The organism is Bacillus sp. Marseille-P3661 (assembly GCF_900240995.1).
Taxonomy (GTDB): domain Bacteria; phylum Bacillota; class Bacilli; order Bacillales; family Bacillaceae_J; genus OESV01.
In genome coordinates, this window is the sequence record NZ_LT965954.1 from 1,177,653 (window position 1) to 1,201,915 (window position 24,263).

The following is a 24,263-nucleotide window of genomic DNA, read 5'->3' on the forward strand; positions in this document are numbered from 1 at the left end:
TAGGAAAAATGCAACACCCTTTTATCAAAGAAGATGCCTTATTATAATATTACCATATATTTGAAATAAATGCTCAATCATCCAATACTTCGTCGTATTAAGCTTTTGATTTTGGGAATAAGATGCTTGTCCATCTAGTTGACTGTTTCCGCCATAATAAGACGGGCGCTAAATATTATAACGAAACAAATTTTTTTACTGAGCTATCTTTTCTCAATTGTACCGTCTGCATAGCGTGCAAATCTACCTGCATTCCGATCATGTACAGGGTCAAGCCGTCCCCACTGCCATCCGCCAAACTTTGTTCGCTGATACTCTCGGAATGTTTCCTGTAATTCTTGTTCTGATGACATTACAAAAGGCCCGTATTGGACAACCCGCTCTCCGATAGGCTCACCCTCAAGAATTAAGAAGAAACAATCACTATTTCCACTGGTAATTGTAATCTCTTGACTCCCTGCCAACTTTAGCCGATGACCCGATGATATCTTTTCACCATCTATATTTACAGAATCACCCTCATAAAAATAAAGATTTCGATTTAGCGTTTCTGATACAGCTGGCAATACAAGCGTTGCATTTGGTTCCATATGAACATGTAAAATCCCAACATGATTGATTTTATCTTTAGCCCATGATGCACGAGTGGGCTCCAAACTATGCTTTCCTTGCAAACAACCTGCAATCAACTTTACGGTCGTCTTTTGACCATTCTCCGCTCTAAACTGAACATTAGGGATATCCTCGTTCCAAAGCATCTTGTACTCTGGTTCCGCAGCTTTACTCTTAGCCGGAAGATTAAGCCATATTTGGAACAGCTCTAGTGGATTAGGTTGATCCTTATGTACTAGTGGAAACATCTCCGTATGCTGACAGCCGCTGCCCGTTGTCAGCCATTGTACGTCCCCATCTCCATAACGTCCTGCTGAGCCTTTGGAGTCAAAATGATCGACAAATCCTTTTAAAACAACTGTGACAGTTTCAAAGCCCCGATGTGGATGGGCAGGAAATCCTGGTACCGTTTTGCCATGGTACATTCTAAAGCCATCTCGTAAAGTGAAATCACTTCCTAACTCTCTATTTGCCAATGAAACATTTGGTCCTTGTTCATCATTCCCTTCCGGATAATTATCTTTATGGTACATAGTAATAAGAAATGGATCTTCAGTTTCCCATTGAAAACCAAGCTGTTGATTTTTAAGAATATTAGTTGCTGACATGTTATCCCTCCAGTTTAATTCAATAATCTATTAGATATATTCTACTATTATTGTTAAAGAAGGTGTTTTTTATTGCTCATGCCAACTTTAACTTTTGAACTCCATTAACAAGGAAGTATTCATTATAGTTTTGTTGCATACTCATTTAGTTTTTGTGATAATTCCTTAATATCCTCAATAAAAGAAGAAATTTGTTGAATTGCAGCAGCTTGTTCGTGACCAACATCTGCTATTTGCTCAATTGAAGTCCCCATATTTTTTGTTACCTGTTGAATTCGGTCCATTGTTTCACGGATTTTCTGCGTTGATACAACCGTTTCCTTTGAAAACTTTCGGATTTCATTTGCCACTACTTCAAAACCTCTACCTTTTTCACCAGCCCGCGCAGCTTCAATTGCTGCATTCAATCCAAGCAAATTCGTCTGATCTGCTACTCTTTTAATCATTGACAATACATCATCTGTGTTTTTAACTTCCTCCCCTGCCTTATGTGATTGTCCGAGCAACTCCTGAGAGAAATCAGCTAACGAGTTGGAACCATTTGCTACACTACTAATTTGTTCATTGGCTTGCACTAAAGATTGTGTAAGTTGTTCAGCAATTGCTATTAATTCACTTTGTCTACGAATCTGAACTGCAATCCCACCAATTACTTGACCAACCTCATTGTGCAAGGGTTGGGCCGTTCCGGTAAACTCAAAACCGTAAAACTCAGCCGGAACATCTGCTTTAAGCCGTTTGTTTTGTCTCAGCGCTACTGCAAGTGGTTCCTCAGGATTAAGGTATTGCCCTACTTTAATATTTAAATTTATATTTTCCCCAGGAAAATAAGCCACAAACTTTTCTAGATCGCAAATTGCAACTGATATATCGACAGGTATTGCCTCTTTTAGAATAGGTATTAAAGCAGTAACCTGATCTATTGAGTGAATTCTATTAAACATTGATATAAACTCTCCAATTCTAACAATTATTTTTATACAAATATATTTAGAATGTTTCTTAATTTATTATCGGTTTTATATCAGTTTTATTTAGAATTCAATATTATGCTGAAATACCTATTTCTAGATAGAGCCAATCGGCATTAATTAAACGAATGTTATGCGGTTGTCCATTCATTGTTATATTTTAAAAAATTAACAAAATCATCATAATCATTTAATAGACTCTTAAAATTTTTTTATATAATAAAATTAATGAAGTAGAAAGGATGTGGACTATGCTACTTAAAGTACGAACTCAATCAAATGAATTATTGGTTTTGCAATATTTAAATACTAGAATGGAGTTGACTGAAAGTGATAAATTTCACTATTTAAATCTTGAAAAAGGCTATGAAGGGGAGCTGAAATTTGACTCACTGGCAGAAACTCTTCTAGAAGAAAGGTATATTATTAATGACTTGCTGCTAGTAGTTAACAATTCTTATTTTCAAATTGATACATTGATTATTTCGCAGGGGGTTATTCACCTTTTGGATGTTAAAAATTATCAAGGTGACTATTATTTAGAATCTGACAATCTATATTCGCTGACAACCAAGCGTGAGTTTAAGAATCCGGTTAACCAATTAAAACGAAGTGCAACTCTATTTCGCCAACTTCTCCAGAATCTCAAGCAAAATTATCTTGTTGAAGCATCAGTTATTTTTATTAATCCAGAATTCACCTTATATCAAGCCCCTATAGGCCAACCTATTATCTTTCCAACTCAAGTAAATCGTTTTTTAAAAGAACTAAATAAAACACCATCAAATCTAGGCGAAGGACATAAGAAACTAACCCAAAACTTACTAACACTACACCAAACAAAAAATCCACATACTATATTACCAGCCTATAATTTTGATCAACTCCAAAAGGGAATCTACTGTCATACTTGTAGGTCCTACCAGATTACAATAAAAAATAATAACTTTATATGTGGAAAATGTGGGGATGTTGAAAAATTAGAACAAGCTATTTTGAGAAATACTGAGGAATTTAAGTTGCTATTTCCTGAACGAAAGATTACTACTCAAAGTATTTATGATTGGTGTATGGTTGATTTGCATAAAAGGACAATTTCTAGAGTACTAAAGAAAAACTATACTGTATTCGGAAATACTAATGATACTTATTATAAGTAAGTACGGATTGGACCTGATTCACCTTGTAAATTTCTTTGCAAATTTATCTATTCAGATTGGCTCAAGTTTTTACTTGGGTCTTTCTGTTTGTGACTTTGATTCTGATTGATTTGATATCTCCTTTGCACCACGTTTTTGTCAGATTCCCTTCCCTATTCTGACCCATTTTCTGCTTTTCCACCTTTTCCTGTCAGAATCCGGTCTCTATTCTGACTCATTTTCTGCTTTTCCACCTTTTCCTGTCAGAATCCGGTCCCTATTCTGACTCATTTTCTGCTTTTCCACCTTTTCCTGTCAGAATCCGGTCCCTATTCTGACTCATTTTCTGCTTTTCCACCTTTTCCTGTCAGAATCCCTACCTAGTTCTGACTCATTTTCTACTTTTCCACCTTTTCCTGTCAGAATCCGGTCCCTATTCTGACTCATTTTCTGCTTTTCCTTCTATTCCTGTCAGAATCCCTACCTAGTTCTGACTCATTTTCTACTTTTCCACCTTTTCCTGTCAGAATCCGGTCTCTATTCTGACTCATTTTCTGCTTTTCCTTCTATTCCTGTCAGAATCCGGTCCCTATTCTGACTCATTTTCTGCTTTTCCACCTTTTCCTGTCAGAATCCCTACCTAGTTCTGACTCATTTTCTGCTTTTCCACCTTTTCCTGTCAGAATCCCTACCTAGTTCTGACTCATTTTCTACTTTTCCACCTTTGCCTGTCAGAATCCGGTCTCTATTCTGACTCATTTTCTGCTTTTCCTTCTATTCCTGTCAGAATCCCTACCTAGTTCTGACTCATTTTCTACTTTTCCACCTTTGCCTGTCAGAATCCCTACCTAGTTCTGACTCATTTTCTACTTTTCCTTCTTTTCCTGTCAGAATCCCTACCTAGTTCTGACTCATTTTCTACTTTTCCACCTTTTCCTGTCAGAATCCGGTCCCTATTCTGACTCATTTTCTGCTTTTCCACCTTTTCCTGTCAGAATTCCTACCCTTTTCTCACTCTAATCCGCGTGTTCCTTCTTTTGTAATTGCTGCTGAATTTAATATGGCCTCTTTAATTATCCAACTATTGTAGCTCCACCATAAGCATCGTTTCAATAAAAAATTGAGCTTTTTTGACTCTACTACCTAAAGCGATTGCTGCTAATAAAATTAAAACATCAACACCAGATTCGACTCCTAAGAAGTCAACTTTATTTCTATTCATAAAATAATCCAAAAGCATCCATCTGTGTATTAAAACAAATCCATGTTGTATTGTAACAGTAACCGAATTTTCTACAAAATAGTTCATATAGCTCGTCCAAAAACCCTATTTACCAATCAAAATAACGCCATTCTTTCATTACATCAAAATCTGTTGTATTTTACTTTACGATCTGTTACAATGATAACTAATAATTTATTGAAAATTTACAATATTTAGATTCGTTATTATATTCATTATTAGATTGGGGGAATCTTTTTGGCAACATTACCTAAAGTAAATGAGTTAGGTTTTTTTGAAATTCGATTAGAGTCAATTGGTGGATTAGGGGCCAATTTGGCGGGAAAGATGCTTTCTGAAGATGGAGTTGTTGGAAATGGACTGAATGGAGTTGGTTTTTCTTCTTATGGCTCAGAAAAAAAGGGATCACCAGTAAAGGCGCATATTCGTTTTTGCGACCCCGATATTAACATCCGTGACACCACACCTATTGAACGCCCTCATGTTGTTGGAATCTTTCATGATGAGCTTTTCAAAACACAAAACTGTACAAGCGGTATATATAACGACAGTACGGTTTTAGTAAATTCAAAAAAATCCATGGAAAAATTAAAAGATGTAATGAAGATTAACGGCGGAACTATCGCTGTTATCGATGCTACTAAAATCGCACTAGAAGAACAAACAAAAGTAAATACTGCAATGCTTGGTGCACTCTATCGCATCTTGGATTTTTTAGATCCAGAATCTATGAAAAATACCATCCGTAAGGCATTTGAAATCAAGTACCCACACTTGGTAGAACCGAATATTCGCACATTTGACCGTGGCTACAATGAAGTTGTTTTTCAAACCTTCGAACCTAATTCAGACTCGATTGAAATACCGTTTACTAGAGAAGAACCGGTGCTTGGGTATGCAACACAACCGATCGGTGGAATGGTGACAAACCCTGGAAATAGTATTTTGAAAGACTTAAGTATATCCCGTGCTGGTATGCTCCCTCATTTCCATGAGGAAAAATGTATTAATTGTGCAGCCTGTGATACAGCCTGTCCTGACTTCTGTTTTGTTTGGGAAGAAAGAGATGATAAACGTGGTCGCCCACAAATGTTCCTAAAAGGAATAGATTATCAATATTGTAAAGGCTGCTTAAAATGCGTTCACGCCTGCCCTGTGGAAGCGCTAACAGATGAACATGAAACCGATGATGGATACGCGGATATTAATCGTGTTCCTCATTTATTTGATTTAGTAAAATACTAGAATTTCAGAGAGGTGGTAACTATATGTCAGTAAACTATAAAAGCGAAACTACAAGCCTTCAAAAAGGAACTGTCGAACAAAGCATTGTTTTTGAATCCGGGAATGAAATGGCAGCATATGCTGCACATCAAATAAATTACCATATTATGGGTTATTACCCAATCTCTCCTTCAACGGAGGTCGCTCAGTTTTTAGACGGAATGAAAGCAAGAGGAGAACACGATGTTGTTTTAATTCCAGCTGATGGCGAGCATGGTTCTGCTGGGATTTGCTACGGCGCTTCCACTGGTGGCGGACGTGTCTTTAATGCTACTAGTGCAAACGGCTTCTTATATATGTTAGAACAATTACCAGTACAATCGGGAACCCGCTTCCCTATGGTGTTAAACTTAGTAAACCGCTCTATTTCTGGTCCACTGAATATACACGGGGATCATTCTGATTTATATTTCGCACTTAATACAGGCTGGCCGATTATAATGGCTCGTGATCCGCAAATTGTTTACGATATGAACATACTTGCTATAAAATTAGCAGAAGATCCTGAAGTTCGTCTGCCTGTCATTGTTTCCTTTGATGGCTATTTTACATCCCATCAAAAACGCCGTGTAAGCGTTATAAAAAATAAGGATGATGTTCAGAAGTTTATCGGAAAACCGCCAAACTTCCCTCATGCCTTAGACCGTAATAATCCAGTGACGATTGGGCCTTATATGAATGAGCCAGATTATATTAATAATTGCTATCAACAATCTCAAGCGATGTATAATGCCGAAAAAGTATTTGAAAGAATCTCTAAAGAATATGCTGAGTTAACAGGCAGAGAATATCCAATTTTAGATTTATATAAGATGGATGATGCCGAAGTTGCTGTATTTATGCTAAATTCAGCAGCCGAGGTGTGTAAAGATGTTGTTGACAGATTACGTGCAAAAGGAATTAAAGCCGGAGTAATTTCACCGAATATGATTCGTCCGTTCCCACAAAAGCAGATTGCTGAAGTTCTACAAAACGTTAAAGCAGTAACGATAGGCGATCGTGCTGATTCATATGGCGGACATGGTGGAAACATGGCACTTGAAGTTCGTGCTGCACTTCAAACGTATGGAAACAACAGCACACAGGTTGTAAATAGAGTCTACGGCTTAGGCGGCAAAGACTTTTACGCTGATGATGCTGAGCACTTTTTCCAACTTGCCCTGGAGGCCGCTTCGGCTGGTATAGTGGAAAAGCCTTTCGACTATTTCGGACATACACCTGGAAACCCTAAACTAGCACCAAAGCGTGTTGTAAATCCGTTGAAAAAAGAGGATTTAATCAGCGGCTTAATAAAAGTTACACCTAATGAGGAAACAGGAGAGCTAGATGTAAAAATCCCTCCTCTACGCAGCTTAACAAAGAAACCAAAGCGAATCGCTTCAGGTCATGGGGCTTGCCCAGGCTGTGGAATCTTTTCCGGGCTAGAATTATTTTTCAAAGGAATTGAAGGAGATATCGTTGCTTTATTCCATACTGGATGTGCTATGGTTGTTACGACAGGCTATCCATATAGTGCACATAAAGCAACTTATATCCATAACCTATTCCAAAATGGCTCCGCTACTTTATCCGGGCTTGTTGAAATGTTCAATGAACGCAAGCGCCGCGGTGAATTCGAGGAGCTTGGTTTAAATGATGACTTTACGTTTGTTATGGTTACAGGTGACGGCGGAATGGATATCGGTATGGGGCCAGCAATCGGAACAGCTCTACGTAACCATAAAATGATTATTATTGAATATGATAATGAAGGTTACATGAATACTGGAAGTCAGCTTTCCTACTCTACTCCAATGGGGCATATGACGAGTACATCAAATGTAGGTAATTTCCAGAACGGAAAGCCATTCCACCATAAAGATACTGCTCAAATTATGGCTGCTACTCATATTCCTTATGTTTTTACAGGAACAGAGGCCTTTGATCGTGACTTATTGAAAAAAGCTGCTAAAGCACAATGGTATGCCCAAAATGAAGGACTTGTTTATGGAAAAATTCTAATTACCTGTCCGTTAAACTGGAAGTCAAAGGATGAGCTTGGGCAAACCATCGTCGAAGCTGCGGTTAACTCTTGTTTCTTCCCGCTCTATGAAGTAGAACGCGGAATAACAAAGATCACATATGATCCAGAAGCAAAGAACAAACGGATTAGTGCATCTGGTTGGCTTGAATTAATGGGTAAAACGAAGCACCTACTAAAAGAAAATAGTAAACCGATGCTGAAAATGTTTGAAGATGAAGTACAGCGTCGTTGGAATCGCCTTAAAGCGAAACATGAAAGTCCATATTTGTAATTCAACGCCATTCCTTATGATTGCACTTTCTAAAACCTAAGCTTTCTGATGCATCAGAAAAGTGGAAACACCTTAATCACCCGACAGAAAAAAGTTCTTTCGGAGATAGGAGGTGCTTTCCCCTTTATCCTCCAAAAGATTTATCTGACCCCGAGGGGCGTTGGAGCTGAAAAGAACGTACAAAATTATCACTACATAAAAAGGAGCTGGCCAAAAGAGGACTTTATAAAAGTCCTTTAAAGGTCACTCCCTTTTTTAACATGCATTTTGATAGGATGACGATAAAATAAACGCGTGAATGAACTTTGCGTAAAAATGTATCCCATATTAGAATTTAGTTATCCTTTTTCAAAACCGGGATCCAAATCTCGCTTTTTACTGATGGTGAAGTTAAATCCTTACTTTTAATTGATAAAATTTCAGGTCCATTGGTTACTTGATAGTTAGAAGATGGAAACCACTCAGAATAAATCCTTCCCCAAGTTTCCTGTAGCTCACTTGGAAAAGGTCCTGTCGATTCGAATATTGCCCATGTTAATTCAGGAACCTCAAGCTTCGAAAAGTTTTCAGGACATTCAAGTGTTGTTGCCACACCTATATACTGATCAAGTTCTCCTTTTTCTTCCATGCGCCCATCGGAAAAATTTGTAGATGCTTGAATCATCCCTCTAGGTTCAACATTAGAGATTTTTTTTAATTGATCTATTTTTCCCATAGTCAAAGATTTCCACATCGCTGTAATTTCCGGGTTTTCACCTTCAAAAATAATTGGTACTCTTTTCATAATACCAATTATGTTAAATGCTGCTTTTTGTTCAATTCGGTAATTCATTTCATTTCCTCCTCTTACTGTCAATTGGAAGGTCATAAGTGGATATGCTTTTAATAGCTGACCATTGTTTCTTGCTTCTGATGGTGTTATGCCATGTAAATTTAGAAAAGCTCTAGTAAAAGAATCCGGTGAATTGTATCCATATTTAATCGCAACATCGATTACTTTTATATTACTATTGTTAAGCTCTAATGCTGCCAAACTAAGTCGTCTACGGCGGATATATTCTGATAATGTAATACCCGCAAGAAAAGAAAACATCCTTTTAAAATGATATTCAGAACAATGCGCTAACCTTGCTACCATCTTAAAATCTATTTCGTTAGTAAGGTTTTCCTCGATATAGCTCATTGCATCATTCATGTTCTTAAGCAAATCCATTCCCTAACCTCCTTCATTAATAGAATAGCAGGAGTCGAATCTATCCATCCTACATTTTGTGCACAGTTATGCAGGATTAATCTTATTGTTCTTTTCAGTAAACTCCTAAATCATCTTTAACTTGTCATATATAGAACCCATAAAATAAAAATTCCCCCAAAACCAAAAGTCTGAGGGAAAATATACCTTTCTATATACCAGTTCTATCAACGCAACTGCCCAACACGTCCAGAGTGTATGTGGCAACACAAGTAGTGTTAGTGATTTTACAAGAACTATCAGGACCAGTATTTCCTGATTTTGTTAGGAATATATTTCTGTTTCATTAAAACTTAACTTTTGCAGAACTTAATAAACTTCCCCATTTGCGTACTTTTACTTGCAAATTCATAACCTAATATAGATTACTATAATAACAAACAAGTATTATGGCGGGCACGAGTCCGATCTTCAAACGAGCCATTAACTGCTTAGTATCAACTCTACCTTTTTTAGGGCACACCAGTATAATGTCCTACTATGACTTATCTTAAATTAGAACACTTCTACCCCATGCCATCAAGGTTCTTTGACACAAAGGTATCCAGCAATTCACGTACTTCATCTGTAGACTCTGTATTCATCAGTTGATTTCTTAATTCACTCGCCCCTCGAAATCCTTTAACATATATCTTAAAAAAGCGATGAAGAGCCTTGAACGAACGTAGTCCTAAATTTGAATACTTATCGTGGAGATCAAGATGCAATCTTAAAAGATCAAGCAATTCCTTACTGCTATGCTCTTTCTTCTCTTTTTCAAAGGCAAATGGATTATTGAATATACCACGCCCAATCATAACTCCATCAACACCATATTGATCTACGAGCTCTAAGCCAGTTTGACGGTCAGGAATATCCCCATTGATCGTCAAAAGTGTATCTGGTGCAACCTGGTCACGAAGTTTCTTAATCTCCGGGATTAGCTCCCAATGAGCATCTACTTTGCTCATCTCATCCCTTGTCCGCAGATGTATGGAAAGATTGACAATTTCCTGTTGCAATATATGTGTTAGCCAGGACTGCCATTCGTCTACATGTGAAAAACCTAGCCTAGTCTTTACACTTACGGGCAAACCTCCTGCTTTTGCAGCTTGGATTAGATCTGCTGCAACTTCTGGGCGACGGATAAGGCCACTTCCCTTCCCATTCTGTGTCACATTAGGTACAGGACAACCCATATTGATATCTACACCCCGAAAGCCTAGTTTCGCCATCCCAATACTCATTTGCCGGAAGTTTTCCGGCTTATCGCCCCATATATGGGCTACAATAGGCTGTTCATCCTCTGTAAAAGTTAACCGCCCACGCACACTCTGGATTCCCTCTGGGTGACAATAACTCTCACTGTTTGTAAACTCCGTAAAAAACACATCTGGTCTAGCTGCTTCACTCACCACATGGCGAAAAACAACATCCGTCACATCTTCCATTGGTGCCAGTATAAAAAAAGGTCGCGGTAAATCACGCCAAAAATTATCTATCATAAATATTCAAATCCTCTCATTATGGGAAACCAGGTCGCCACCCGTTATCCCGGAACATAAAGTTAGAATGAACATGTTTCCTTTACACTTATACCATGCTTAAGCACTTTTTATCAAACTATCTGAAATGCTTAGTTTAACTTCATCTCTTTACAACCTAGATTTCTCCTGCTAAAAATATCCCATTAACTAGTTTTACCTGTTCAAGTTAAAATAAAGTTTTGCCAAAAAAAATTGATATGAAAACAGGAAGAACACTAAATTAACATGACTTAACAAGAAAAAGACCTCGGAATCGCAAAACTTTTTTTACGAAATCAACATCGGATTAGCAAAAATTTATTTTGGAGGTTACACGTTTATAACGAGTTGTGCCACGCACTTTTCGTTAATATTCCAAGACCAGATTAGCTCCGGTATTCTGCACTTTAAGTATCTCTTTATTAAATAAGGCGACATGTAACGGTTTAATATCCTTGGATAAGATCGCAGCCCTTTTCTCTTAAAATCTTAAATTGCAACTCATTTTATAGACGGTTTTACATCTATTAAAACTAACAGGTAAAAATGCTCAATTTTTCTTCTAAACTGAACTGCCAATTATGCTAAACCTATCCAACTTTTTTCCCTGTTATTTGAACAGTCTTCACTATACCCACTTAGCCAAGAATCCACATGTATTCCAAACGAACCCATTTGTATCTCCGTAAGTAAGACGAACGTACTTCTCTTCAAAACTCTTATCTGTTCTTCTGTTAACTCATATTCTTTTAGTTGTATTTGTTTCATTACTCAAACTCCCTTTATAACTTTTAAAATATAAATTCCTAATTAAATTATCAAATATCATGAATTCCTCGGGATTGAGTTTTAATTTTGAATATTACAATAGTCCTACACAGCATAGAAACATCGAGCCTAAGCAATTACAGTGACAAAACAGCTTAATTGAAAGAAAATTCTATATATTATATAATCTTCCCTTACGAGGGGAGGCTTGTTTCCAATCTTGCATGCGGATCATGGGTAGTAGTTATGACAAAAGCGTATTTGCATAAATCCAAAATATGATTGGAGCATTATAATGAGTTATTTATCAACTAGTGATCTACCATCTAAACACTACAAAAAAGAAGAGAACTAATGTTGAGAAAGGAATGATTTTTTATTGAAGAAAAAAACTAGAAACCTATTAACGTATTTACTAGCGCTGTTTTTTATCATGAGTTCTTTTACCACTACCGGAATGTCCGTAGCCAAGGCTGCAGATGCAGCGGACGTCAATGCTTCATCCGCAGAGGTTGTGTCGCTGAAAGAAGTCTACAAAGACCATTTCCTAATCGGCAATACTGTTAGCCCGCGTGACTTAACCAATGCAGAGAAGTATGATTTTATGAAGTTCCACTATAATGCACTGACGCCAGAAAACGCTACGAAGCCAGACTCTATATGGTCCAATGCAACTGGTGATCCGTCATTCACATCGGCCGATAACATGTTAACTCAAGTCAAAGCTGACGGTTTCTATACAATTGGACATGCACTGGCATGGCATAATCAGTCGGCTGCCTGGCCGCCGAGTGGTCAGAATTATGAAGAAGCAAGGGCCAGCTTGCAAAGATATATTTCAACAGTCGCCGGCCACTATAATCAGGGGCCTTATAAGCTTGACGCCTGGGACGTTGTTAACGAAGCCATGAGGGATAATCCGGAAAATCCGACCGACTGGCGGAACGCGCTTCGCTCCGACATTAATCCAATAGAACGGCCGTCCAGATGGTTTTCAGCTTATGCCAACGGCGGAAATGGATGGGATTATATCTATGATGCCTTCTTGTTCGCGCGTGAGGCTGCCCCAGACGCAATACTGTATTATAATGACTTTAACGACGAAGAACTCCCCAACAAAGCAATTGCGATTGCTTCAATGGTCAAGGAGCTCAACGAAAGATACGCGAATGAACACCCTGAGGCAGACGGCAGAAAACTGATCGAGGGCATCGGGATACAGGCGCATTACAACACAAGACTTAATGTAGAAAATTTAGAGAAAGTTTTAAAGATATATAGTGAAACCGGGGCTGAGATCAGCATAACTGAACTCGACGTACAACACAACGGCACTTCAGCTGATGTTCCCCCTACCGAGGCGCAATTGAAGGAACAGGCGGTAGTGTATGCCAAGCTTTTCGCGCTGTATAAGAAGTATTCCGATCATATAGCACGCGTTACATTCTGGGGCGTGGCCGATAATAATAGCTGGCGCAGTACCGGTTACCCGCTACCATTCGACTCCAACCGGGCACCAAAAGAAGCCTATTGGGCCATAATAAATCCAGAGGCCTATCTTGGGCTTGGTGTGCTACCGCCAAAACTCACGTCGTTTAACTTCGGCGGCGATGTTTTCAATGTCGCGGACAAAACCGAATTTGACGTTAACGTGCCAAAGGACATGTCAAACATTTCCTTCTCTGCTGCGAACGTCGAATACAACTACCCTGACGATGATGTTGACGTCAGCGTTACGCTCAACCCGGCAAGCGGCGCGGTTAGCGCCGGAGAGCCAGCCGTGGCGACTGTAAAAGTAGCCTGGAAGGAATATCCGAATATATCGACGACGTATACGATAAACTTCGGACATATGACCGCCGAATGGGAGAATGACCAAAACTATAAGGATACAGGCTACCGCTCATCTGTCAATATCCGTTTCAGCGACGGTGAAACCGAACCTAAACTATTTCAGGCATTCTATAATCTAGAAGACGGAAAACTGGCAATGGTCAACAGCAAAGAATTTCAACCGTTACCAAAACATACAGGTGGCACGCTCGCTATTAATACAGATAATAATATAGACGATGATTATTTGAAAACATTGACTGTGAAGAAATCTCTGTGGGATCAAAACTGGTCTCCAATTATTCCGACGCGGGTAACAGACTTCAATACTCCGGAAAATTATTGGAGATTGGCCAAAACGATTGAATCCGGTAATACTTATATCGTTGTCTCGGTCAACTCAGGTCTTGCTCTTACCAATATGAACGTAGAATCCGTCCCGGCGACCGACGGCGTAACCAACGCCAAACGAGGGATTGCGGGTACTCCTGTCACCATAGAGGACGACATGATTATTGCGCCGGAGCTGATCCAGGACAATACGAGATTTATCTTTAATGAAAAAAACAGCCCTGACCCGGGACCATATACAAACTCGAACGGATACACTGGATACACAATGTTAAGTCTGGTTCACGGCGGCCTTGTCGCTCCCTCTATTTTGTGGCGGGATTTCAGCAGCGACATGACGGCTCCTTTACGTACAGACAAAACTATTGGAGATAGCTCATTAGATCGAGCAGTATGGTTTAACACCGGTATAGATCCCGATACAGGCGAGACGACACTATTCTCACATACTGGTTCCAGCAATTATACTTATGCGCTGCACGGAAACGCAAGCGGTTTCGTCGGCCAAGGCGGTAAAGGTTCACTTGAGGAATACGCAAATGCTAGCCGTGTTAAGCTGTTTGAGTACGTGTCCGACTATGTAGACAAAGACTTAACGAATCTGGGCGCGGAAATAAGCCTTGCCCCGGAGGAGCGTATCGTGAGTGAGCGTGACGCCGATATCCACGTCACGTCGGATGTCCCTGACGGTTCCGAAGCAGTGTTAGAAAAGGACGGCGTTTCAGTAGCTTCCGCAACATTCGCAAACGGCAAAGCGATGATCAACGTTAAAGGCAGCGATGTTGACGCCGGCGCGAATTATGCAGTCGTTGTCTATGAGGGTTCCGAAGTACTTGGCGCTGTAATACTTCCGATCGTCAATGTCGTCAGCGCAACTCCATCTGTTACGATAGAGAGACTCGATGGTGATCAGAACAAACTCAAAGTTATCGTTACAGAATTATCCTCTGATGGTTCGACAGAGTCTTATACTGAAGAGATACTAATAGGTAACAACGCAGTAGACGTCTATCAGGTGGGACCATATAAGGTTTATGTGGACACTAAGGGTAACGACCAGATTCGTGAATGCTATATTGTAACAGATTAATTAGCAACTGACGAAACTACATCTGATGACGATAAAAGCCGAATAGCTCTCTTTGTAGGCACATAACAAGTGCCAGTAAAACATACTAACATTAGTAGTACAGACCCCGGCTAGGGTTTGTGCTACTATTTTTTTTGTATAAATGAACCAAGGATGACCACCCTCTGGGATCATTATTGAGTCCGTATCAAAAAACGGCAACTTCACATCCTTATTTTGAATCAGACTAGTATGGAATTTGAAGGTGAAATAACCATACAGTTTTGCTAATCGGATACAAGAAACATGAAAAGGCAACACCCAAAGGGTTAGTTGCCTTCTTTTAAAATAAGTTGCGCTACACACTCAACATGCGTCGTATGAGGAAACATATCCACCGGCTGTACCTCAGTGGTCTTATAGCCGCCAGCCTCTAATATCCGTAAGTCTCTGGCTAATGTACCAGGATTGCAGGATACATAGACAACCCGCTTTGATTTCATATCAATAATCGTTTGTAGTAGTGATTCATCACAGCCTTTTCTCGGGGGATCGACGACAATGACATCCGCTTTTATACCATTTTCGTACCATTTTGGAATGACAACCTCTGCTTGTCCGACCTCATACTCCACGTTCGTCATCCCATTTAATTTGGCATTCCGGTTAGCATCTTCAATTGCCTCTGGGACAATTTCCACACCGTATACCTTCTTAGCCTTTTGTGCTAGAAATAACGAAATGGTTCCAATTCCGCAATACGCATCAATTACTGTTTCTTCGCCGGTTAACTCCGCATACTCTAGCGCTTTATTATAGAGGACCTTTGTTTGCTCCGGGTTAACTTGGTAAAACGAACGTGCTGAAATTGCAAAACGGATATCACCGATATAATCATATAAATACTCTTCACCCCAAAGTAACTTTGTTTCATCTCCAAAAATAACATTTGTACGCTTTTTATTAATATTTTGGACGATTGATTTGACCTGAGGATAGCGTTTTTTAATTTCATCAATTATCTTATCTTGATTTGGGAGCTTGCTAGAGCGCGTAATTAAAACAACCATCACATCTTTTGTATGGCGCCCATAACGAGTCATAATATGACGCAAGTCACCTCGGTGTGTTTGTTCATTGTAAGCAGATACACCATTTTGCTCTGCGATTACTTTTACACCCTGTACAATTTCATCATTCTCTTCAACCTGGATCAGGCAGCGGTCCATGTTAATAATGTTATGACTTCGTTGCTGATAAAAACCAGCCACTAACCCACCTTCACGTTCCCCGACTGGAACTTGAGCTTTATTACGGTATCTCCAAGGATCCTCCATACCTAACACATCATGTACGTTCACGTTCTCTAGCTTACCAATTCTCGTTAGTACATCAGAAACCTGTTTCTTTTTATAAGCGAGCTGTGCCGCGTATGACATATGCTGGAGCTGACAGCCGCCACATTGATTATAGATCGGGCATAACGGTTCCTGCCGAGCTGCACTTTGTTCGTAAATATCCAACAATCGGCCATATCCATAGCCTTTTTTAACCTTTGTTACTTTAACTTGCCCCTTCTCTCCAGGCAGGCCATTGGCTACAAAGATCGGATAGCCTTCAACCTTTGCCACACCGGCTCCATCATGCGTTAAATCTTCAAATGTAACATTGATAATTTGATTTTTGGCTACTGGTGCCACTTCTTTTGCCATTCGCATACTTCCTTTATTTTTATGTAAATAATGAGCAGTAGAAAAAGGTAAACCTATTAGACAGGTTCACCTTTATCTAATTACCATATTCTTTTGGTACAAAAATTTCAATATGCTGATAAAGGTTAACAAATTCAGCTGGCAATAAGCCGCCAAATTCACCATCTAGATTTAATTGAACTTTTTCATCAGAATACACTCTTACACGGTTAGCTCTTGTATAGATAACAAGATCATCATTCAAATGTTCACCGCGTAGCGCCATTGTGGCAATTCGAACAAAATCTGCCATTGTTGACTTTTTTAAGATAATGATATCAAACATTCCATCATCTAACTGGGCTTTTGGAGCCAACTTTTCAAAGCCACCTACAGAGTTTGTATTGGATACTAAAAACAACATCACTTCGCCTTCAAAAAGCTTGCCATCATACTCAATTGTTAATGGTGTTGGCTTGATGGAAGGCAGCATTTCAACACCTTTGAGGTAGTATGCCACTTGACCGAGTACTGTTTTTAATTTACTAGGAACTTCATAAGTTAGCTCCGTTATTCTTCCGCCCCCGGCAATATTAATAAAATACTGATCATTCACCTTACCAATATCAATTTTTCTAGTCGAGCCTTCCGTAATGATTTCACACGCTTTTTCGATAGACTTATTAGCATGTATCGCACGGGCAAAGTCATTAGTTGTCCCTACAGGGATCACGCCAAGCTTAGGTCTGTGCTTTTGCTCAGCTAGTCCATTTACTACTTCATTAATTGTTCCGTCTCCGCCTGCCGCCACAACTACATCAAAACCACGGTCAGCTGCGATCCTAGCGGCAGTCGTTGCATCTCCTGGTCCTTTTGTGGCATGACAAGATGTCTCATAACCTGCGCCTTCGAGACGATCTAATACTTCTGGTAGATGACGTTTAAAAATTTCTCTTCCTGATGTTGGATTATAAATAACACGTGCTCTTTGCATGATTATCCATCCTAGCATTACATGATTGATTCCACTATTTAACATCATATCGGAATTTTTGTACATAAGCAATTTTAATTATTTATTATTTTACTGGAACAATTTCATTCACACATGAATATATTAGAGAAACGCGCAAGCTCCTTGGTCAGCACTGGCAACGAATTTCTTCCGACGGTGATGTCTCGAGCCTACATGTGCAGAAACTGGACAAACCAAAAATTAATAATGGAGGAATGGCAAATGTATATTTTTAATAGTTCCCCAAGACTAGCAAATATTATCACAGTCATTCTTTTTGCCCTCTTATTTTCTGGAGCTTTACAAAACATTAAACAAAATTCCATCAATGATGAGTTTTTAATTGTCTCATCATTATCATTAATCGGTTTCCTTTCTTATATTATATATATTCATTCTCTTAGGGTAATTATCAAAAACGGTACAATTACCTACCAAACACTATTTCAACGAAAGTCCGTCGATATTCATTCTATTAAATCTATTGAATTTCAACATACGCATCTATCTGTTGATACAATGTTTCCTTTTCTCCATATTAATACGGAAAAGGAAAAGCTCGAAATTCCAATGATGATGTTTGAAAAAGATATAAAAAATATAAAAAGGCTGTTAGATGAGCGACAACAACAGTAACTATCTCCAGAATTCACACCATACGTTTGTAATTCCCGATATTTCATAAATTAAAACAACTTCTAGGTAACCATTTTAATAAATATAATTTGTAGCATACTAACTATTGTTAAATCAAAATAGAGGAATGATATTAAATGGTTTCACAACTCCAAATAGCTGGCATGGTTTTGCAAATCATCATCTGTTTAGCATTCCCAACAGCCCTTATTATTTATTTAAAAAGAAAACATACCTTTTCATGGAAGTCCTTTTTTATAGGAATTGTCATATTTATAGTGTTTTCGCAAATTCTTGAAAAGCTTTTGCATCTCCTAGTAATTGATCTTTCAAGTCCTGTCCCTGCATTAAAAATGACGGATAGTAAGATCGCATTCGTTTTATACGGCGCTTTAGCAGCAGGAGTTTTTGAAGAACTTGGCAGGTATTTTGGATTTAAAGTATTGCTCAGAAAGAATCGAAACTATTATGATGGATTATCTTTCGGCATTGGACATGGAGGAATTGAGGCTATTTTGATAGGGGCATTGACAGCTATCAATAGCCTAGTAATCGCTAACTTAATAAATAATGGCATGTTTGATGCGACAATTGGCGCTAGCGCCCCACCCGAACAAGTCGAACAGATAAAGAACCAGATTATGAATTCAAATTTCGCAATGTCAATCGTAGCCGGATTGGAACGTGTATTTGCGATTCTTCTCCATATAGCATTCTCATTAATTGTTTTGTTAGGGGTAAGGGAACATAAATTTATATATGTGGTCTATGCAATAGGTTTACATGCTTTACTAGATATTGCCCCTGCTCTTTACCAAGTAGGTATATTGACGAATATATGGGTTATTGAGTTGATTATCGCTTTCTTTGGGATTTCCGCGTTATATTTTATTATCAAGGTAAAAGCAAGATTCGGAGTATAAAGAGCTATAATTGCCGCACCGCATGACAATCGGATGCTGTTTACTTTGTTGCAGGCGGTCAGCCACTTGCAGTGCAGCTTACTGCCAGCACCACAAGGCCTAAGCACACCTTGTAAACCTACCCTATATAGTACAGCGTTTCATTCACATATTCTAAATTGAATATCAAAAAAATCCCCGCTAAGTATTTCTACTTAACGGGGATTTTTTCGACATTTTTCAACAAGTGACAGGCACCTGATGCAATGCAGGCACCTGTCGAAAAAACACTTTTATTTTTTGGCTAGCTCTTCTGCAATTAGTTTGTTTACAAGTTGTGGATTGGCCTTGCCTTTTGTTGCTTTCATGACTTGTCCTACGAAGAAACCAGATGCTTTTTTGTTACCGCTCTTGTAGTCTTCTATTACTTTTGGGTTGCTGTCAACGATATCTGCAACGATGCCGCGCAGCTCACCTTCATCAGAAATTTGGACTAAACCTTTTTCTTCTACAATCTTTTCTGGCTCGCCACCATTTTCAACAAGCTCTTTAAAGATATCTTTAGCAATTTTTGAAGAAATGGTACCTTTTGTTATTAGGCTGATCATTTTCGCTAAAGATTCTGCCGTTAGCTTAATGTCATGAAGCTCAACGTTATTTGCATTTAAATAAGCTGACAACTCACCCATAATCCAGTTTGATGCTAATTTTGCTTCAGCTCCTGCGCTAACAGTTGCCTCGAAGAAATCTGCCATTTCCTTGGATACTGTCAAAACAGCTGCATCATATGCAGGTAAGCCTAATTCATTTACATAACGATTGCGACGTGCATCTGGAAGCTCTGGAATTTCTGCACGAATTCTAGCTTTCCATTCGTCATCAATATATATATCAACAAGATCGGGTTCTGGAAAATAACGATAATCGTCAGAACCTTCTTTTACACGCATTAAGAGTGTTTTCTTCTTTGCTTCATCATAACGGCGTGTTTCTTGCTCAATCACACCGCCTGTAATAAGAACCTGCTCTTGGCGCTTTTCTTCATACTCTAGACCCGCTTTTACAAATGCAAATGAGTTTAAGTTCTTTAACTCAGTTTTTGTACCAAATTCTTTTTGTCCTACAGGTCGAAGTGAAATGTTAGCATCACAACGCAACGAGCCTTCTTCCATTTTACAATCAGAAACCCCTGTATATTGAATAATTGACTTTAATTTTTCTAAATATGCATATGCTTCATCTGGTGTACGAATATCAGGCTCAGATACAATCTCAACAAGCGGTGTACCTTGTCTATTTAAATCGACCAAGGAAGAACCTTCACCTGTATGTGTAAGTTTACCTGCATCCTCTTCCATATGAATACGCGTGATACCAATTTTCTTTTTCTCACCATTTACTTCAATTTCAATCCAACCGTTTTCGCCAATCGGCTTATCAAATTGTGAGATTTGATATGCTTTTGGATTATCCGGATAAAAATAGTTTTTACGGTCAAACTTTGTTTCAGTAGCAACTTCACAATTTAAAGCCATTGCCGCTTTCATTGCAAATTCAACAGCTTGATGATTTACAACAGGTAACACGCCTGGGTGACCTTGGCAAATTGGACATGTATTGCTGTTAGGGGTTGCTCCAAACTCGTTTGAACAACCGCAAAAGATTTTCGAATTTGTTTTTAACTCTACGTGAACTTCAAGTCCGATTACTGTTTCAAAAGCCATCTGTTTCTCCCCCCTTACAGCTGCGGTCTTTGACGTGTGTAATCTGTTGCTTGCTCATACGCATGCGCCACACGATAAACCGTACTTTCATCAAAATGTTTGCCAATAATTTGTAAACCTATCGGTAAGCCGTTTCCTGAGAATCCACATGGAACTGAAATTCCAGGCACACCCGCTAAATTCACAGGGATAGTTAATACATCCTCAACATACATCGTTAGAGGATCCATAATTTTTTCACCTATTTTAAATGCTGGTGTTGGTGCAGTTGGACCTATAATAACATCGTACTTTTCAAATACATTCTCAAAGTCCTGCTTAATTAAAGTACGGACTCTTTGAGCTTTTTTATAATAAGCATCATAATAACCTGCACTTAAAGCAAATGTTCCAAGCATGATGCGGCGTTTTACCTCTTCACCGAAACCTTCACTTCTAGACATTTTAAATACATCTAAAATATTTTTTACATTTTCTGAACGGTGGCCATATCTGACACCATCGAAACGTGAAAGGTTAGCAGATGCCTCTGATGAAGCCAGTAGATAGTAAGTAGCAACGGCATACTTAGAATGTGGTAATGATACCTCTTCCCATGTTGCACCTTGGCTTTCTAAAACTTTTAGCGCGTTCATAACAGCATTGCGAACTTCCTCATTTACACCTTCACTTATGTATTCCTTTGGAACCGCAATTTTTAAACCTTTCACATCACCTGTTAACGCAGAAAGATAATCTGGTATCTCTACATTCGCAGACGTAGAATCCATTTTATCATGTCCTGCAATAGCTTGAAGGATAAATGCATTATCTTCTACACTTCTTGTGATTGGTCCGATAATATCAAGCGATGATGCATAAGCGATTAACCCGAAACGTGATACTAAGCCATATGTAGGCTTTAATCCAACTACACCACAAAAAGAAGCCGGTTGGCGAATCGAGCCGCCTGTATCAGAACCTAATGAAAATGGAACTTCACCTGCAGCTACTGCCGCTGCTGAGCCACCACTTGAACCACCTGGTACATAGTCTAAATTCCAAGGATTTTTTGTTGGGAAAAAGCCCGAGTTTTCGTTAGAGGAACCCATTGCAAATTCATCCATATTACATTTACCAATGATAACTGCTTCAGCTTCATTTAACTTTTCAGTTACAGTTGCATCGTAAACCGGATCAAAATTCTCCAGAATTTTACTTCCACTCGTTGTACGTAAACCTTTTGTCACAATGTTATCTTTCACACCAATTGGCATTCCGAACAATAGCCCAAATTGATCTTTACTAGAAAGATTTTGATCTAATTGACTAGCTACTTCTCTAGCTTTTTCTTCATTCAATGTAATAAAGGCTTTGACTTTATCTTCAACTTGATTAATTCTGTTATATGATTCATTTACTAAATCAGTAACACTGATTTCTTTTTTATGGAGCATTAAATGCAGATCTGATAGTTTGTTTTCAAATAAAGACATAGTATACCCTCCTCTCCTTACTCAATAATCGATGGAACTCTAAATTGACCATCTTTTTTATCCGGTGCATTTTTAAGTGCTTCATCCTGTGATAACCATTGACGTGATTCGTCTTTGCGAAGAACATTTTTTATGTCAAGAACATGCGTAGTCGGTTCAACATTATCTGTATCTAATTCATTTAAAAGTTCTGCATACCCAATAATAGCATCTAAATGCTTTGTAAAGTTTTGCGCTTCTTCTTCTGTAACTGCTAGACGCGCTAAATGTGCAACGTGCTTCACTTGCTCCTCTGAAATACGTGACATTCCCGTTCACCTCCACCATATTTTTAAATAGAATGCTTGTCCGTTTCTCGAGCTAAAAGCTCAACTATGTATGATGATATTTCGGTAATCTCTTACTTTTTTTTACTATCATCCACAATAAATAGTAATAATAGGACATGTTCAGTTATTAACAATACCATGATAATACCAAAGTTTAATACTATTATTCAAGATGTGTAAATCGATAAGTTAGAGTAGTATACATCTTAAAAAAAGATTATAATCAGTGCTTGAATTAAAATACCCTTATTAGGCCTTACCAGCTGCAAACAAAATCACAATTAGGCACCTTCACTATCATAGCATAAGTATTTAAAATAGCCCTTAATTTATGCAAATATCCCCTTCTAAATAATAGGAAGGGGGATTTGTTTATATTTACCACTATTAAGTTGTTAATATATAATTAAGGAACTAACGATAAATATGAACGATTGGCTTTTGGTTTTCTCCCGCATTCCGAGTTATAAGTGCTTCAGGACCATCTATCGATGATATATACACGTGTACAGCAATATAAGACGGGAAGTGATCCATGACGAGACCGGTTATATATTCGGTAAAGCCAATAATTTCCGCTTTACCATAGAACTGAATCGGTATATCAATCGTCATTTCGTGTAATTGGTCATCTAAATAGTACCCACTGCCAATGACACCAATATAATTCGGAAAATAAGTATCTACATCATTAGTGAAATTCACCATTCTTGTATAGTCGTCATAATATAAATCTCTTGCCTCATCCGACGGAAAGAGTAGATATTGTTCATTAATCGGTTCCCATTTTGAGATTGTATTATCATTTCCACTTATATAGGCTTTTGCAAAGAAATTACCCGGAACAATCGACTCTCTTGGTTGTTCCCTGAACAAAGCGATCGTAATTGGAATTTCCTCTAATCCCTTAATACTTCGAACTCGTTGAAGTACTTGAAGCGCAATCTCTTTTCCTTGTTTTTCTAACTCTGCAAATGGTATCTCCTCTTCTCTAGGATAGCCATTTGTTGGTTCGTTAAAATAATAAACAGATTTCAGTGCTAATCCAATGACCACTCCACCTAATTCGACTTTGTTTTCATCGTCTTTCTTCAAATAATTATGTTCCATAACATGCGATAAATATCTTGGAGTATTTCGATAATCCTCAACCGTTGCTGTTTGTGGATCTAGCGGCGGATTTAGCCCTTCTTGGTTATTTTCATCAGCTCTACTTATCCATTTTTCAACCATTTCCGTTGTTAAATACTGACCTTCTTGAAAATAATAGGTGTTCGGCTCAAAATTATCTTGGGCAATCCGCATTAATCCCATATCCAACTCATCCATATCAAGACGGTTATAAACCGTACTGCTAACAAGTCCCCTGGCTTTACCTGGTTTAAAAGGCAAAATGGCCCGATAATATTCATCTGAGATTTTATATTTAGGAATAATCGCTCGCTCTGTTGTTTCTTCTGTTTCTTGAACGATTTCTTCATCTTTCTCAAAATTGGGGGTACATGCCGATAATAGTAACAGCAAAATTAAAATCAAATTAAACCTTTTCTGCAATCCCCTTC

Annotated in this window: 18 protein-coding genes; 6 read left to right on the forward strand and 12 right to left on the reverse strand. The window is 38.5% G+C overall.

All coding sequences use genetic code 11. The annotated features are described in order from the left end of the window. Positions 1-203: 203 nt before the first annotated feature. Both C1724_RS16800 and C1724_RS16805 read right to left on the reverse strand, forming a co-directional pair. On the reverse strand, positions 204-1,220 hold the full coding sequence (locus C1724_RS16800) for a pirin family protein (protein WP_102347852.1): 1,017 nt from the start codon (positions 1,218-1,220) through the stop codon (positions 204-206). A 122-nt stretch (positions 1,221-1,342) separates the two neighbouring features. Beyond that, complete coding sequence (locus tag C1724_RS16805; protein ID WP_102347853.1) at positions 1,343-2,164, reverse strand: methyl-accepting chemotaxis protein; 822 nt, start codon at positions 2,162-2,164, stop codon at positions 1,343-1,345. A gap of 278 nt (positions 2,165-2,442) precedes the next feature. On the opposite strand from C1724_RS16805, the gene C1724_RS16810 reads away from it, so the two are divergent. Continuing rightward, complete coding sequence (locus C1724_RS16810) at positions 2,443-3,351, forward strand: nuclease-related domain-containing protein (protein WP_102347854.1); 909 nt, start codon at positions 2,443-2,445, stop codon at positions 3,349-3,351. 1,060 nt (positions 3,352-4,411) lie between these two features. Here C1724_RS16810 and C1724_RS16815 read toward each other — a convergent pair. Then, entirely contained in the window at positions 4,412-4,639 is a 228-nt protein-coding gene (locus C1724_RS16815; RefSeq protein ID WP_102347855.1) for a hypothetical protein, read from the reverse strand. A 171-nt stretch (positions 4,640-4,810) separates the two neighbouring features. Here C1724_RS16815 and C1724_RS16820 point away from each other — a divergent pair, with 171 nt between their 5' ends. Together C1724_RS16820 and C1724_RS16825 are read left to right on the forward strand one after the other, a co-directional pair. Then, positions 4,811-5,818 carry a 2-oxoacid:acceptor oxidoreductase family protein gene (locus C1724_RS16820; RefSeq protein ID WP_102347856.1) on the forward strand — a complete coding sequence of 336 codons (1,008 nt, stop codon included), beginning with the start codon at positions 4,811-4,813 and terminating at the stop codon, positions 5,816-5,818. A gap of 23 nt (positions 5,819-5,841) precedes the next feature. Continuing rightward, positions 5,842-8,151 (forward strand): thiamine pyrophosphate-dependent enzyme, encoded by a 2,310-nt coding sequence (locus tag C1724_RS16825; RefSeq protein WP_102347857.1) that lies wholly within the window; start codon positions 5,842-5,844, stop codon positions 8,149-8,151. Positions 8,152-8,485: 334 nt separating this feature from the next. Here C1724_RS16825 and C1724_RS16830 read toward each other — a convergent pair whose 3' ends face one another. The 3 genes from C1724_RS16830 to C1724_RS16840 all read right to left on the reverse strand — a co-directional run bounded on the left by C1724_RS16830 (position 8,486) and on the right by C1724_RS16840 (position 11,676). Then, the gene (locus C1724_RS16830; protein ID WP_102347858.1) at positions 8,486-9,364 is read right to left on the reverse strand and encodes an AraC family transcriptional regulator; all 879 of its coding nucleotides are present in this window, start codon (positions 9,362-9,364) and stop codon (positions 8,486-8,488) included. Positions 9,365-9,909: 545 nt separating this feature from the next. Continuing rightward, positions 9,910-10,887: a tRNA dihydrouridine synthase gene (locus C1724_RS16835; RefSeq protein WP_102347859.1), complete on the reverse strand. Its 978-nt coding sequence runs from the start codon at positions 10,885-10,887 to the stop codon at positions 9,910-9,912. Between the two features lie 600 nt (positions 10,888-11,487). After that, positions 11,488-11,676 (reverse strand): hypothetical protein, encoded by a 189-nt coding sequence (locus tag C1724_RS16840; protein WP_102347860.1) that lies wholly within the window; start codon positions 11,674-11,676, stop codon positions 11,488-11,490. Positions 11,677-12,055: 379 nt separating this feature from the next. Between C1724_RS16840 and C1724_RS16845 the strand changes: the two genes are divergently transcribed. Next, positions 12,056-14,950 carry an endo-1,4-beta-xylanase gene (locus tag C1724_RS16845; protein ID WP_102347861.1) on the forward strand — a complete coding sequence of 965 codons (2,895 nt, stop codon included), beginning with the start codon at positions 12,056-12,058 and terminating at the stop codon, positions 14,948-14,950. Between the two features lie 308 nt (positions 14,951-15,258). Here the strand turns inward: C1724_RS16845 and rlmD are convergent, their stop codons facing one another. Continuing rightward, positions 15,259-16,641: a 23S rRNA (uracil(1939)-C(5))-methyltransferase RlmD gene (rlmD, locus tag C1724_RS16850; protein WP_102347862.1), complete on the reverse strand. Its 1,383-nt coding sequence runs from the start codon at positions 16,639-16,641 to the stop codon at positions 15,259-15,261. Between the two features lie 76 nt (positions 16,642-16,717). After that, positions 16,718-17,614, reverse strand: coding sequence for a diacylglycerol kinase (locus C1724_RS16855; RefSeq protein WP_102347863.1), 897 nt, complete (start codon positions 17,612-17,614; stop codon positions 16,718-16,720). A 243-nt stretch (positions 17,615-17,857) separates the two neighbouring features. Between C1724_RS16855 and C1724_RS16860 the strand changes: the two genes are divergently transcribed. Both C1724_RS16860 and C1724_RS16865 read left to right on the forward strand, forming a co-directional pair. Continuing rightward, entirely contained in the window at positions 17,858-18,271 is a 414-nt protein-coding gene (locus tag C1724_RS16860; protein ID WP_102347864.1) for a hypothetical protein, read from the forward strand. A 137-nt stretch (positions 18,272-18,408) separates the two neighbouring features. After that, positions 18,409-19,194 (forward strand): YhfC family intramembrane metalloprotease, encoded by a 786-nt coding sequence (locus tag C1724_RS16865; RefSeq protein WP_102347865.1) that lies wholly within the window; start codon positions 18,409-18,411, stop codon positions 19,192-19,194. A 272-nt stretch (positions 19,195-19,466) separates the two neighbouring features. Here the strand turns inward: C1724_RS16865 and gatB are convergent, their stop codons facing one another. From gatB to C1724_RS16885, 4 genes are all read right to left on the reverse strand, one after another. Further along, positions 19,467-20,897 carry an Asp-tRNA(Asn)/Glu-tRNA(Gln) amidotransferase subunit GatB gene (gatB, locus tag C1724_RS16870; protein ID WP_102347866.1) on the reverse strand — a complete coding sequence of 477 codons (1,431 nt, stop codon included), beginning with the start codon at positions 20,895-20,897 and terminating at the stop codon, positions 19,467-19,469. Between the two features lie 14 nt (positions 20,898-20,911). Further along, entirely contained in the window at positions 20,912-22,372 is a 1,461-nt protein-coding gene (gene gatA, locus C1724_RS16875; protein ID WP_102347867.1) for an Asp-tRNA(Asn)/Glu-tRNA(Gln) amidotransferase subunit GatA, read from the reverse strand. Between the two features lie 17 nt (positions 22,373-22,389). After that, positions 22,390-22,680, reverse strand: coding sequence for an Asp-tRNA(Asn)/Glu-tRNA(Gln) amidotransferase subunit GatC (gene gatC, locus C1724_RS16880; RefSeq protein WP_102347868.1), 291 nt, complete (start codon positions 22,678-22,680; stop codon positions 22,390-22,392). A gap of 435 nt (positions 22,681-23,115) precedes the next feature. Next, positions 23,116-24,255 (reverse strand): CamS family sex pheromone protein, encoded by a 1,140-nt coding sequence (locus C1724_RS16885; RefSeq protein ID WP_102347869.1) that lies wholly within the window; start codon positions 24,253-24,255, stop codon positions 23,116-23,118. Between the last annotated feature and the right edge of the window lie 8 nt (positions 24,256-24,263).